This window comes from Aestuariibaculum sp. YM273 (genome assembly GCF_030908365.1).
Lineage (GTDB): Bacteria > Bacteroidota > Bacteroidia > Flavobacteriales > Flavobacteriaceae > Aestuariibaculum > Aestuariibaculum marinum.
Genome location: NZ_CP133090.1, coordinates 3,601,851 through 3,615,652, shown reverse-complemented (window position 1 = coordinate 3,615,652; position 13,802 = coordinate 3,601,851). Strand labels below are relative to the sequence as shown.

The 13,802-nt window shown below is 33.6% G+C and carries 16 protein-coding genes; 15 read left to right on the top strand and 1 reads right to left on the bottom strand.

Annotation, left to right across the window (positions count from 1 at the left end; all coding sequences use genetic code 11):
* Positions 1-10 precede the first annotated feature (10 nt).
* Positions 11-1,324: a voltage-gated chloride channel family protein gene (locus RBH94_RS15505; RefSeq protein WP_307883175.1), complete on the bottom strand. Its 1,314-nt coding sequence runs from the start codon at positions 1,322-1,324 to the stop codon at positions 11-13.
* Between the two features lie 731 nt (positions 1,325-2,055).
* Between RBH94_RS15505 and RBH94_RS15500 the strand changes: the two genes are divergently transcribed.
* The 15 genes from RBH94_RS15500 to RBH94_RS15430 all read left to right on the top strand — a co-directional run bounded on the left by RBH94_RS15500 (position 2,056) and on the right by RBH94_RS15430 (position 13,779).
* Complete coding sequence (locus tag RBH94_RS15500) at positions 2,056-2,706, top strand: hypothetical protein (protein WP_307881723.1); 651 nt, start codon at positions 2,056-2,058, stop codon at positions 2,704-2,706.
* A 145-nt stretch (positions 2,707-2,851) separates the two neighbouring features.
* Entirely contained in the window at positions 2,852-3,475 is a 624-nt protein-coding gene (locus tag RBH94_RS15495; protein WP_307881722.1) for a hypothetical protein, read from the top strand.
* Between the two features lie 238 nt (positions 3,476-3,713).
* Positions 3,714-3,950, top strand: a complete 237-nt coding sequence (locus RBH94_RS15490; RefSeq protein ID WP_307881721.1) for a PLD nuclease N-terminal domain-containing protein — start codon at positions 3,714-3,716, stop codon at positions 3,948-3,950.
* 221 nt (positions 3,951-4,171) lie between these two features.
* On the top strand, positions 4,172-4,549 hold the full coding sequence (locus tag RBH94_RS15485; RefSeq protein WP_307881720.1) for a hypothetical protein: 378 nt from the start codon (positions 4,172-4,174) through the stop codon (positions 4,547-4,549).
* 96 nt (positions 4,550-4,645) lie between these two features.
* On the top strand, positions 4,646-5,443 hold the full coding sequence (locus RBH94_RS15480) for a hypothetical protein (RefSeq protein ID WP_307881719.1): 798 nt from the start codon (positions 4,646-4,648) through the stop codon (positions 5,441-5,443).
* 305 nt (positions 5,444-5,748) lie between these two features.
* A complete protein-coding gene (locus RBH94_RS15475; RefSeq protein WP_307881718.1) occupies positions 5,749-6,099 on the top strand; it encodes a hypothetical protein in 351 nt (116 codons plus the stop codon).
* A 158-nt stretch (positions 6,100-6,257) separates the two neighbouring features.
* Positions 6,258-6,560: a hypothetical protein gene (locus tag RBH94_RS15470; RefSeq protein WP_307881717.1), complete on the top strand. Its 303-nt coding sequence runs from the start codon at positions 6,258-6,260 to the stop codon at positions 6,558-6,560.
* Between the two features lie 184 nt (positions 6,561-6,744).
* Positions 6,745-7,344 (top strand): MCP four helix bundle domain-containing protein, encoded by a 600-nt coding sequence (locus tag RBH94_RS15465; protein ID WP_307881716.1) that lies wholly within the window; start codon positions 6,745-6,747, stop codon positions 7,342-7,344.
* Positions 7,345-7,399: 55 nt separating this feature from the next.
* Entirely contained in the window at positions 7,400-8,374 is a 975-nt protein-coding gene (locus RBH94_RS15460) for a S9 family peptidase (RefSeq protein ID WP_307881715.1), read from the top strand.
* A gap of 120 nt (positions 8,375-8,494) precedes the next feature.
* The gene (locus RBH94_RS15455; protein WP_307881714.1) at positions 8,495-8,917 is read left to right on the top strand and encodes a VOC family protein; all 423 of its coding nucleotides are present in this window, start codon (positions 8,495-8,497) and stop codon (positions 8,915-8,917) included.
* Positions 8,918-8,990: 73 nt separating this feature from the next.
* A complete protein-coding gene (locus RBH94_RS15450; RefSeq protein ID WP_307881713.1) occupies positions 8,991-9,749 on the top strand; it encodes a class I SAM-dependent methyltransferase in 759 nt (252 codons plus the stop codon).
* A 460-nt stretch (positions 9,750-10,209) separates the two neighbouring features.
* Positions 10,210-11,526 (top strand): sulfatase-like hydrolase/transferase, encoded by a 1,317-nt coding sequence (locus RBH94_RS15445; protein WP_307881712.1) that lies wholly within the window; start codon positions 10,210-10,212, stop codon positions 11,524-11,526.
* A gap of 24 nt (positions 11,527-11,550) precedes the next feature.
* Positions 11,551-12,768, top strand: a complete 1,218-nt coding sequence (locus RBH94_RS15440) for a hypothetical protein (protein ID WP_307881711.1) — start codon at positions 11,551-11,553, stop codon at positions 12,766-12,768.
* 64 nt (positions 12,769-12,832) lie between these two features.
* A complete protein-coding gene (locus RBH94_RS15435; RefSeq protein ID WP_307881710.1) occupies positions 12,833-13,204 on the top strand; it encodes a VOC family protein in 372 nt (123 codons plus the stop codon).
* A 38-nt stretch (positions 13,205-13,242) separates the two neighbouring features.
* The gene (locus RBH94_RS15430) at positions 13,243-13,779 is read left to right on the top strand and encodes a YcxB family protein (protein ID WP_307881709.1); all 537 of its coding nucleotides are present in this window, start codon (positions 13,243-13,245) and stop codon (positions 13,777-13,779) included.
* Positions 13,780-13,802 lie beyond the last annotated feature (23 nt).

The following is a 13,802-nucleotide window of genomic DNA, read 5'->3' as shown; positions in this document are numbered from 1 at the left end:
TTTTGTATTGTTATTTGGGTTTATTCTGGTCGCGTCGGTCTTCAACATCTGATAGATGTAAACCTTTTTCACGTATGTAATAGTTGTTTTTAGGGCTTCCTATAATTTGTGACGCATATACTCCCGAATGTCCGGAGAACAGGTATGCTGTGCTACAGGCTAAGGCAATAAATACCCCAGATTCGATTCCGAAAAGTTCTATACCCATTATGGTACACGCAATAGGGGTGTTGGTCGCTCCGGCAAATACGGCTACAAATCCCATACCGGCCAGTAAGCCCATGGGCAATGGAATAAACCATATTAAGGCATTACCAAGCGTAGCGCCTATATAAAATAAAGGGGTTACTTCTCCGCCTTTAAAGCCAGCGCCCAGTGTGAACGAGGTAAACAGGACTTTTAACAGGAAATCATATGAGTTTAAGTCGACACTAAAGGCATCTACAATGGTTGGAATACCTAAACCAATATATTTTGTAGTTCCCATAAGGTAAATGGCAATCGCTAATACGATACCACCAATAACCGGACGTAACGGCGGATAGCTAATATATTTTTTAAACAGGTCTCCCCAGAAATGGGTGGATTTGGAGAATAACATGGCTACCAGCCCAAATATAATTCCTGCTAACAAGGCCCATAAAAGGTTTAAAGGTGTCATTTCGGCAACGCTATCTATATGATAATGCGTGTGGGGTACACCCCAGACACGACAAAAATAATCGGCAAAAACGGCAGCCATAAAACTGGGTATGATGGCATCTAAGCGTAAACGCCCTAAAATAAGGACTTCCAAAGCAAAAATACCACCTGCTAAAGGTGTACCAAATACCGAAGCAAAACCGGCACTAATACCGGCGATTAAAATTATTTTTCTATCGCGTTTAGAGAGTTTTAAAATTTTAGTGAACTGGTCTGCAATCGCGCCACCAATCTGTACAGCGGTTCCCTCGCGACCGGCCGATCCACCAAATAAGTGGGTAACAATGGTCCCGAAGAGTACCAAAGGCGCCATTTTAAACGGGATAATTTTTTTTGGGGTATGGAATTCTTCCAATAAGAGGTTATTGCCTTTTACCACGCTGCTGCCAAAAAGGTGATAAGACAGTCCGATAATGAATCCACCCAAAGGTAATAACCAGATAATCCATAGATTCGATTCTCTGTAATTGGTAGCCCACTCTAATGCGGTGAGGAAAAAGGCTGAAACACTACCGGCCAGCGCTCCCAGAACCAAACAAATGAATAACCATTTGATAAGATAGAGAAGCGAAGGAATCTGTTCGAAGGCAAAAAGCTGTTTCTTAATATGGGTTAGGTTCATACGTTGCAATAAGACACAAATATAAATGAAATAATACATTATTATAAACCAAAGCAGGTTAGGGTTTTTATTTATTTCGGTTAAAGCACTGTAAAAATGTAATTTTTGTTGGTTTTGTTCATTTTTGTTGAATTTGTGCATAATTGTTGTTTTCGTGCATTTTAGTTGATTTTGCGTTTTTTATCCAGTTTTGTCAAATGCTGTGTTTTTAACACGGCCATACTTTAAGGTGGGCTTTGCTACGCTTTAACTACGGCTTTGCTATGCCTTTGATAGCATAAATCGCGTAATCGTGAGGTGTGAACTGTGAGCGGTTATGATTAAGAATTGGTTATGGAGGACTATTAATTGAAATGCTTTGTTATGAGTGCTTTATATTTTGAAATACTCTCTTTTAAGCAAATCAAAAAAGAAGGGTAGTTAACCGTTAACCAGATAGTTATGGTTAAGACATATGGCTTTTAAGAGCGTAAAATCTTAGTTTTTGCGTTTATTTGTAGGATTTTACATGTGTAATTAATCGTTTACAGGGGTTTGATTCGGGTTTCCTTCGGGAATAGTTCGGGTTTTCTCCGTAAAATAAGGGTTTTACCGAAGGATTCCCGAAGGAATATCGAACATGACTCGAAGGAAACCCCTAAAATAGGTTTTCAATTGAATGTGTATTTTCTTAAAGAAAAGTGCTTTTTTGTAGGTATTTATATATATTTGATTGTATGTTGGCAATAATTATGAAAAGAACAATAATCATAATAACATTACTTTTTAGTTTTTCTTTAATAGCTCAAGAAAAGCTTGTTGGAGAATTTTGCACAATTCCTATTGGCGAATCTAATGTAGCTTGCTATAATTTTATCGAAAACAACAATTTCGAATTCATGGTGTCTGGTTGTTTAGGAATATCAACTTATGGAAAAGGAAAGTATATATTAAACAACGATAAATTATTACTCAATTTTGATAGCGGAAAAGGAATTGAAAATAGCAGTATAACTTTTAAAAACTTAAGTGAAATTTCAAAAGACTCTGTTACGGTAAAACTAAAAGTTACCGACCTAAATGGCATAGGTATTGCTGCAAAAATTTATCCGAAAGAAATGGATTTAATGGATTTCGACTTTGAAAAAAATTACGCCGATGTTGACGGTAATTGGATTTTGAAAGATAAAAAGGGCAATGGATTAAAGTACTTTGTAATTTCAGAGGTTGGGTATGTTGAACTTGAATTTGCAATTGATATGGCAAAAAGTCAAGAAATCAACATTGTACTAGCTCCACCAAGTCCAGATTCAATTTCATCAAAAGAATTATTCAAAAAAATCAAAATTGTAGATTCAGATATTCTGGAAATTGACGGAATAAAATTTAAAAGAATAAAATAAGTATCGTTAACAAAGATTTATAAAAATAATTGCTCAATTTTAGGCTTAACCAAAGTTCGTTTCGAGTTTACTATTTCTGATTTTCCTGCGGAAAATCCTCGGACTCAAAACCGCACTATTTTTATACAAACACGTAGACAAACGTATGAAAAACAACTACTTAATCATATTATTTCTAATCCCAATCATTGGATTTTCTCAAATACGAGAACGCTTAAACTCAACTGATTTAGAAAAACACGGACTTACTGGAAAAGTGAAAAAAGTAATTCATAAAGAATATGAACCAAGGTTTTCAAATGACTCTACTTATACGCTTGAACTGTATGATTTTCTTGCTCCTCATAATTACAAACTAGAATTTAATTATAATGGAAATTTAAACATTAAAACAGAATTACGAAAAGAGAATGATTCTTTAAAAACTGTTGCTATTTGGAAGTATAAATACGATTATAATAATCGGATTTTAAAAGAAAAACGAATATCATTTCAATATTCAAAAGACACGATGATATGGAATTATGAGTATAAAGGAGACTCTATCATCAATGTTAACCAACTTGACAAAACTTATAAAATTCTTTATTACAGTTATAAACAGGAAGGAAATAAGGAGTATTTGAATCTCGCAAATTCAGATAGTTCGCACATCACTAAAAAGCTCTTTACATACGACAAACAAAATCGAATGACTCGCTATGAGGATTATGCAGACAAAGATTATATACAAGATTTAAGAATAACAACCTATAAAGACACAATTTAAAAAAATAAGTTCACAGAAATAATAGTTTGGACTAAATATAATAGTAGTTTCTATAATGAATTTGAATATGACGAAAATGGAAATGTTATCACGATGAAAATTGGAAATTTCATTGGTAAAGAACCATCAATCAACAGATATGAATATGTTTATGATAAAAAGGGAAATTGGATTGAGAAAAAACATATAGGATGGAGAGGAAAATTATCAACTGTATTCCGAAGAGAAATTGAATACTATGAATAAATATAATATGGATAAAATAGTTAATGATTTCTCAATTGGACTTTTTATATGGCAAGCTTTAATTGTATTATCAATTGGGCTTTGGATTTATTGCTTGATTGACATTTTAAAAAATAAGTTTGCTCAAAATGACAAAATAATTTGGGTTTTAGTAGTTATTTTGATTCCATTTGTAGGTTCGTTATTGTACTTATTTATTGGAAGAAACAAGAAACTGAAATTAGACTAAAAAAAGCACTAAAAGCTAACACTATATAACCGCAATTACGGCGGATTCGACTACCCTTCGACTACGCTCAGGGCAGGCTAGAATCCACTCGGAATTGCTAACACCAATGCTAAACCGAAAAACAGAGTAAACCAAACCAATACAGACAGTTATACAAACCTTTATGTAGTGTTTGACGCAACGTTTTATATAAAGAAGCATCTACTTAATAAATATAAAGTATGAAATCAAAAAATTTAATTTTAATCGGACTCATGTTTGTCATTCTATCATGTAACAACGATGATGAAAGTCAGCAGGCTGAAATTAATGGAGAATACGTTGGAATTTTTGAACGAGGCGATAATAATTCTAATGTTGAATTAACTTTTAATAATGGAAATTGGAGTGGTGAAAGTGAAGTTGTAAAATTTCCAGCTTTGTGTAATGGCACGTATTCAAGCTCAGGAAATGTAATTGCCTTTGAAAATGCCTGTCCTTGGACTGCTGAATTTGATTGGAGTCTGATTTTAACTGGTGAATGGAATTATAGTCTGGATGGAAATTCGTTGATTTTGACAAAGACAAATGGCGATAAATACACTCTGACGAAACAATAAAAAATGCACTACAACAATGCTAACGCCAGTGCTAAACCGAAAAAATAAAGTAAAACAAATCAATACAGACGGTTGTGAGAGGCGTTGGTAATAATTATGAAAAGAACAGTCCTATATATAGTCTTTTTGTCAATAAACATTGGTTTTTGTCAATATCAACAAAAGGCTGGACAACCTTATGCTGAACCTGACTTGTTATTATGGAAAAATGATACAATTCAAATTCAAACCTTCCCTCTATATTGTTGGTCTAAATTTGACCAAAACAAACTTTTTGGTAGCGAAAATGTAAAACCAGAGTGTTGGGGCTGTTTGAAAAATTATACTGCGGAATGGAAAATAATAAATGACAAGCTCTACTTATCAAATATTTATAGTTTCAACTTTAAAAGAGACAATATAAAAGCTGATTTAAACAAACTCTTTCCTGATAAAATGGAAAATAATTTGGTTTTAGCAGACTGGTATTCTGGAAATCTTTTTGTTCCAAAAGGGAAAAATATTTGGATGAGCCAAAGTCCTGGTTTCCCTATTTATGAGTCAGAATGGAATTTGACTTTCAAAAAAGGAAAAATGGAAAATAAGGTTTTTAAAACTGGTAATTATCATAAATCAATTTATTCTCAAGACCCAAAAGAAATTGTGAGTTTTATTGATAATAAATTAGACCAAGAAACGAGAACTAAATTGAAAAACAAACGGATTTCAATTCTATTCAAAACTGGGAAATCAAAAAACGATTACTCTGTTTTTATAAAGGGTGTTGATGATAAAAACTTAGAAGCTAAATTAATTAACACATTAAAAATGTTACCGGATTTTGACTATTATTATAGACATGGAGAAGAATTAAACTTGACTATTCCTTTTACCTATGTAGATAATCGACATTAGTAAATACGCATGCTTAAGCCGTAAAAATATAATGCGTAGTTCATTGCTTCTGACTTTCCTATCCGAAAGTCTTCGCAAATTTGCTATCTTCGGTTTACGGCGGAAAATCCTTGCGGATTTTCACGTAACAAAACCATAACCCAACCGTTGGGGGCGATTTGACCCAACAATTTTTAAATCATAGAACAACAAACTAATTTAATTCAATGAAACTTAAAAATATAATTCTATTCTCAATAGTCTTATTGCTTACATCTTGTGCTTTAAAACCGATTACCTCTAATTACACTTTTATCAAAACTGACTTGGAAAAAGTTCAACTTGATAATTTAGGAAACGGAACTATACTCATATATAACGGGGCCGACATTTTACATAAAATTGATAACACAGCAAGATTAAACATTTGGATTGACGACAAGGCTTTAGGACAAATTAGACCGAGTGAATATGTTATTATTAATCTCAAAACGGGAAAACACCAATTTAAAGCCCTACATATTGACCTTGTAAATATGAGAAGTGAACACGATGTTGAAATTGACGACAAAACTAAAGTTATTAAAATTAAACCGAATATTACATCTAACCGATTGACAGTAACAAATGAATTACCAGAGAAATTCGAAAAATTTAAATATGCTGAAAAAAGATAATTAAAACTACATCCAACACCGTAAAAATATAATGCGTAATTTAGTAGACAACTACACTATTGTTAAACGAGCCCTTATGGTGTATTCCGCGTAACGAAACCATAGCACATCCGTTGTGAGCAAACTCTAAAACTCAATTGACGTAAATTATATCAATTATGAAAAAAATAATATATTTCTTTTTAGCTTTTACTTTTTTGACAAACTGCAAGTCTGATGATGATAACGGTTGTGGAGCATTATTTGGATATTGTTGTGAAGATTGCAAATTTGTTAATCTATTGGATTCTTGTGACAATACTTCAAGTAGAAGGATTGAAATATCTTGTAATGAATTTGAAAGACTTAAAACTATTAGACAGAATAATACAACTGCATGCATTGCAATTTCAGTTAATCCTGCTGATGGAGGAGAAGCAATTGATGGATTTGGTAGAGATTGGTTTTTTGACTGCGATTAATAATACTATAATTTTAAAAACAAAAAAGTCAGCTCACAACACCGGCAATAGTTCATTGCTTCCGGATTTCCCTTTCGGAAAGTCCTCTCAAATTTGCTATATTAGTTATTTAATTTCAATAGGATACAGTGCTGTGCAAGGTGTATCTTTACAATTAGACTTAATCTTTTAAATATTGACCAATATGGCATTCTACAACAAGTTAAAGTGGATACTCGGAATTTTAATGATTTTTGTTTTAATCATTGCCACTAATTTAATTGATAAAAACAATTTTATTAGAGTACGTGATTCAGTCGTTACAATTTATGAGGACAGATTAATCGCTAACGATTTAATTTTTGAAATGCTAAAGTCGGTTCAGCAAAAGGAATTAGCTGTATCATTATCAGATTCTACGTTCTTTCAAAATGAAAATGCTCTGGTTAATGATAAGTTACAATCTTTAATTTCTAGATTTGAGCAAACTAAATTGACATCGGAAGAGGCGAAAGTTTTTCAAGATTTAAAACGTAATGTTCAGTTGTTAATAACGGCCGAAAACGAGTTTTTAAATTCCGATTATAGCGATAATTCTCAAATGGTTAATCACATTGAAAGTTTAAAGTCTAACCTTAATGACTTGTCCAAAATTCAGCTTACCGAAGGCAATAGACAAATGTCGATAAGCAAACGCGCTGTTGATACCGTTGAGTTATTTACACAAATTGAGATTTTTATACTGGTTTTCTTAGCAGTTTTAATTCAGATTATAGTGATGTATAAGCCAAAAGAAAAGGCTTAATGTAATATCCGCTTGGTTTTTGGGAAATGTCCCTTAATGAACATTCGACAGACTTATGAAATACATCTCAATATTAGCTTTTTTATTCATATTGGCGAACTGTGAAGCTCAGGAAACGAAACGTCTTCTTCGTCAAGAATTAATATCTGATTTATCAGAAACACCTATTTATAACAGGTTAACAGAAAATGTAAATGGACAAATTGAATGGAAAGGAAATTACAAATATTTAGATAGTATTGAAATATATAGAATTACATATTTAAGTGATGGTTTAAAAATAAACGGGCTTATGGTTAAGCCAAAGAAACAGGGAAAATATCCTTGTGTAATATACAACCGAGGCGGAAATAGAGAATTTGGTTCACTTAAAATGGCTCACGGTGCAATTACACTTGGGCAAATTGCAAAAGAAGGTTATGTTGTAATTGCAAGTCAATATAGAGGAAATGGAGGAAGCGAGGGACAAGAGGAATTTGGTGGTAAAGATGTTAACGATATAACGATTCTACCCGAGGTATTAAAAGAAATAGAAGTAGCTGATACCAATAGAATTGGAATGTATGGCTGGAGTCGTGGCGGAATGATGACATATATTGCATTAACTAAAATGGATAAAATAAAGGCTGCAGTAGTTGGTGGAGCAGTTTCAAATAGTTTTAGTACTATTAAAGACAGACCAGAAATGGAAACAGGTGTTTTATCAGAGCTAATCCCAAATTATATAGACAATAAGGATGCTGAATTGGAGAAAAGGTCGGCAATAAAATGGGCTGATAAATTTCCTAAAGATGTTCCCATATTAATGCTACATGGAAATTCCGATTGGAGAGTAAAACCAGAACAAAGTCTAAACCTTGCTTTGGAATTTGAAAAATATAGAATTCCTTACAGACTTATAATGTTTGAAGGTGGCGACCACGGAATTTCTGAACACAAAGATGAAGTTAACGAGCAGGTTTTAAAATGGTTTGATAAGTATGTAAAGAACGATGAACCATTGCCGAATATGGCATATCACGGAAGATAAATACGGGATGCAACAGAATGAATAGTTTATTGCTTCCGGTTTGACGCATCGGAAAATATTAGCAAATTTGCTATCTTCGGGTTAAAACATGATTTTTCAAACTGGTTTGTAATTAGAGTAATGGGAGATAATGACCATAACATAGATATTGAGTTTTTAGACCACGTAGCTATTCGGGTTGCCGATTTAGAGGCCTCAGCAAAGTGGTATGAACATGTGTTAGGACTTAAACGCTATCAACTTCCTGAATGGGGAGATTATCCTATTTTTTTGCTTTCAGGTAAATCGGGCATCGCCTTGTTTCCTGCCAATGTTAGTCACCCCAAACTGGAGCCGACATCAAAGAATGTAAAAATTGATCATTTCGCGTTTCGGGTGACCAATGAAAATTTTGAAAAGGCTAAAAAGAGATATACCGAATTACATCTTGAATTTAATATACAAGACAACTATTATTTTGATTCAATATATACCAAGGATTTAGATGGTCATACCGTGGAATTAACAACGCTTAAAGTTAACGAGAACGAATTTTATAAATAAAACACACTTCACTTTTGCTAAGAACCAGAGTTACAAAAGGTAATCTCAAAACACACGAACCAGAAGAAAAGACATGGATTTTGTAAAACATAATAAACAAGCCTGGGATAGTTACGTTGATAAAAACGACCGTTGGACTGTTCCTGTATCTCAAGAGGAAATGGAACACGCAAAAGCAGGTGACTGGAATGTTGTTTTAACGCCTGCAAAACCTGTACCTCACGACTGGTTTCCTGATTTGAAAGGTTTAAAAATTTTGGGATTGGCCTCAGGGGGCGGACAGCAGGGACCAATTCTTGCGGCTCAAGGGGCAGATGTTACTATTTTTGATAATTCAGATAAACAGTTGCAACAAGATCGGTTAGTAAGTGATAAGTATGATTTGAATATAAAAACGGTTCAAGGTGATATGAGGGACCTTTCGGTATTTCCAGACAGTACATTCGATTTAATTTTTAATCCGTGCTCTGTACTGTTTGTTGATGATGTTTTGCCTGTTTGGAACGCATGTTATAGAGTTTTAAAGCCAAATGGAATTTTAATGACAGGTTTAATGCATCCGCTTTCCTTTCAGTTGGACGAGGATAGTTTGAAACTAATTTATAAGCAACCATTTTCAGATCTACATTCATTACCAAAAGATAAATTGGAAGAATTGATGAGTAATAACGAAGCTTTGGTGTTCGGACATAGTTTAACAGACCAAATTGGTGGTCAGCTAAATGCTGGTTTTAATATAACAGACATGTACGAAGACAACTGGAATGGGGAAAGTATAATGGATGATTTTTTCCCTGCCTTTATTGCTACAAGAGCGGTAAAAGTAATATAAAGGAAGAATTGGGCTCGTATGATAGAAATACTAACATTTTAAATTTTTAAACAAACCATATAAATTGAGTTAATAACCTATACCTATATTGTCTACCACAGATTCTCTAATCGCAATAACCCCGCCTATTAGAACTACGGGTAGAGCTATACTTTGAATTAGCGAACTTGTTTTATCATAAAGTTGTACTTTTTTTACATCATTGGTGTCTATCAATATATTACTGAATTCATTTTATTACATTTTAATTCAGGTAAACGACCTTGGTGCAAGCACACGAGGTATAAAAAAAATCAATTTTTAATCTCGAGGCCAGCCTCTAGATTATGTAAATTTCGATGATCGAGTAAATGTATTAAAAACAAAGAACTCCATTAAATTCTATAGCAGGTAACTTAAAAGTCTTTTACTTTTTTTACCTTTTACCCTTCGTTTAATTTAAATGTTTTTAATACCCTTTATGAAATCTGTAATAAACCTGTTAATTCTTTTTCTTGTCGTGTTTGTGACTTCTTGTAAATCAGATAAAAAAGAAAGCAAACCCAATGTAATATTAATTATGGTAGATGATATGGGTTATGAATGCATCGGTGCTTATGGCTCTACATCTTATAACACCCCTAATATTGATGCTCTGGCATCAAATGGCGTGTTGTTTTCAGACTGTGTATCGCAACCTTTATGTACGCCTTCAAGAGTGAAAATCATGACAGGTATGTACAATTACCGTAATTACGATTATTTCGGGCACTTAAAAAATTCTGAATATACTTTTGGAAACCTTATGCAGGATGCTGGTTATGAGACTTGTATCGCCGGGAAGTGGCAATTAAACGGTTTGTCTTATAAAGATGAAATTAATGATTGGAATGACAACACCAGACCACAAAAATTTGGATTTAAAGAGTATTGTTTATGGCAACTTACCAAAGAGCGCAAAGACGGCGGACGTTACAGCGACCCGTTAATAGAGCAAAATGGTAAAATTTTAGACCGGAATCCAGACGATTACGGGCCAGATATTTTCTCTAATTATATTTTAGATTTTATTGAGCGTAAAAAAGACCAACCCTTTTTCGTGTATTACCCCATGGTATTGGTTCACGATCCCTTTGTGCCAACTCCAGACTCACCAGAATGGGAAAACCGAGAAATTCGTTATAAGAATGACACGGCTTACTTTAAAGATATGGTAGCCTATACCGATAAAATTGTGGGTAAAATAATGAATAAGTTAAAGGCTTTAGATCTCGAAGAAAATACCCTGGTGCTTTTTACAGGCGATAATGGTACACACCCCACAATTACATCTAACATGGCGGATAATGAGACTATTCAAGGCGCCAAAGGAAACACCATCGATGCGGGAACGCATGTGCCTTTAATCGCTTATTGGCCATCAAAATTAAGAACCCCTAAAGTGTTTAACGATTTAATAGAATTTAGCGACTTTTTTCCAACTCTAGGGGATATGGTTCAGGCAAAAGTTAATAGCGACGGACAAAGTTTTTACCCTGTTTTAACCGGCGAGGAGCATACACCTCGAAAGACTGCTTTTGTACATTACGATCCGAGATGGGGTGAAAATGTGAGTAAGCACAGAGATCAGTTCATAAGAACACTGGATTATAAATTATACCAGGACAGTAGCTTTTATGATCTTAAAAACGATAAATTAGAGGAAGCGCCTTTGTTATTAGATGTTCTTGATGAAGAGGAACTTAGCATAAAGGCAACCTTGGAGCGTGAGTTTGAAAAACACCCTAAATGGAACTAGTTTTATAGTTAATATATAATTTTTATGAAAAAACCTATTTATGTCGCCCTATTGTCCTTTGTAGTTTTATCGTGTAAAACCAAAGAGGTGGAAATAAAGGAAATTACTTTTGAAAACCGCTATAAGTTCAGTGAAGATATTGAAAATAGTGTTCAAGGGTTAGAGCCATTAAATCCAGATTACCAAGATTCTTCAGTCGATTATTCATATGTTGTTAATCATGAAAAGGCATTGGAACATTGGGATTTAGCAACCAATGCACAGCCTAAAGAACATAAACAAAAGCAATTAGATTCTGTTCGTAATCTTTACAAGGTAAATGACGCAAAAGACTATATTTTAAGTCAGGCTGATCATGAAAAAATTATAATGATAAACGAAATGCATTATAATGCTACGCACAGAATTTTCACAGAAACATTGTTAAAAGATTTGTATGCCAAGGGGTATAAAAATTTATGTTTAGAAGCTTTAAATAATGATGGATCAGATACTTTATTGAATGCTTTGAGGTATTCAAAATATGAATTTGGAACGTATTTATGGAATCCACAGTTTAGCAACATGATTCGCGAGGCTTTGAAAATTGGCTTTAAAATACATGCCTATGAAACTAAAGGAGATATTGGAGGGGAGGTGAGAGAAATAGACCAGGCTAATAATATGGCTAAAATTATTGAGGAAAATCCTGATGAGAAGTTTTTAATTCATTGTGGAAGTGGTCATGCTCTCGAAGGAAATATTAAGTTTTTCGGAGGTGTAGCATTAGCAGGTAGGTTGGATCAAATGACAGGGATAGATCCTTTTACTATTGATCAGGTGTTTTATTCAGAAAAATCTAAAAGAGAAAATAGTAACATCTTTTCTCAGGCATTTAATTTTGAAAACTACTCAATTTTATTTGATAAGAATTCAAAACCATTTGGTTACAAAAGGGGAAAAGCTTGGATGGACTTAGTGGTGTTTCACCCAATTACTACTTATATAAATAAAAGACCAAACTGGGTTTTCGAAAGGGGAAATAAAGATGTTGAAATAAACATGGATAAGATAAATCTAGAATTTCCTGTTATGGTACTTGCATTTAATAGCAATGAGGAGTTGCAAAAGGCTATTCCCATTGATATAACAGAGGTGGAGGATAAAGATGCAGGCTGTCACCTTGGGTTGCCAAAAGGAAATTATAATATTGTTGTAACAAATAAATCGGAATCCATTTTGTTTAAAAAGGATGTTTTGTAATTTGGTTTAAATCTGTAGGTTGTTGAAGGTGAATGTTTAGTATCTTAGATAAAAAAGTATAAACATGTTAGGACTTCGAACAACCATTTATAAGGTTAGTAATATTGAACAGGCTACCGATTGGTATAGCAAAGCTTTTGAAACTGAGCCGTATTTTAATGAACCTTTTTATGTAGGATTTAATATAGGTGGGTTTGAATTAGGACTTCAACCCGAAGAACAACCGGTTTTAGATAAATCTGAAAGCGTTGTATCCTATTGGGGAGTTGAAGATATTCATGCAACCTACAATAGGTTACTCGATTTAGGAGCAACAGAGCATGAAGCACCTTTTAATGTTGGAGGCGAACTCATGACGGCTACAGTAAAGGATCCTTATGGAAATATAATAGGTATTATTTATAATCCGTATTTTAAAATGGAGCAGAGTCAATAACATCACGTTTACTATCTTCGTTTTATAGTTATATTTCCATGAAATTAAGTTATACATTAGGTAAAGCAGACTTTTTAGAGTATCAGTTGTATGCTTCTTCAAAATCGAAATCGCATAAAAGCAGACGTTTTCGTTCCCGTATCATTATACCGGTTATTTATTTGGCTTTAGGAGGGTACATTGGTGGTATTGACGGCAATCTTTTTGCAGGTGTAATGTTCGCAGGCATTGGTGTGGTTTGGTTTTTATTTTATCCGAAATACTCAAAATGGCGTTATAAAAAGCATTTTCAAAAACATATAAAGGAACATTATCAAAATCGAATTGACAAAGCCGTTGAATTAACAATAGAAGATGGCCATTTGCTGACTAAAGATTTTACAGCTGAAACCAAAGTGAATGCCAGCGAGTTGAAAGAATTGATTGAGTTACCAAGACATTTCTTAATCAAGCTAACGACCGAATTGGCATTAATTGTTCCGAAACAGAAGATTAAAGATTTAGAGGCATTTAAGAATGAGATTTTAGAGTTAGGAGGAAGTTATATTGATGACACGCAAAGGCAGTGGAAGTAAACGTCTAAAAAAGAGAAAATAAA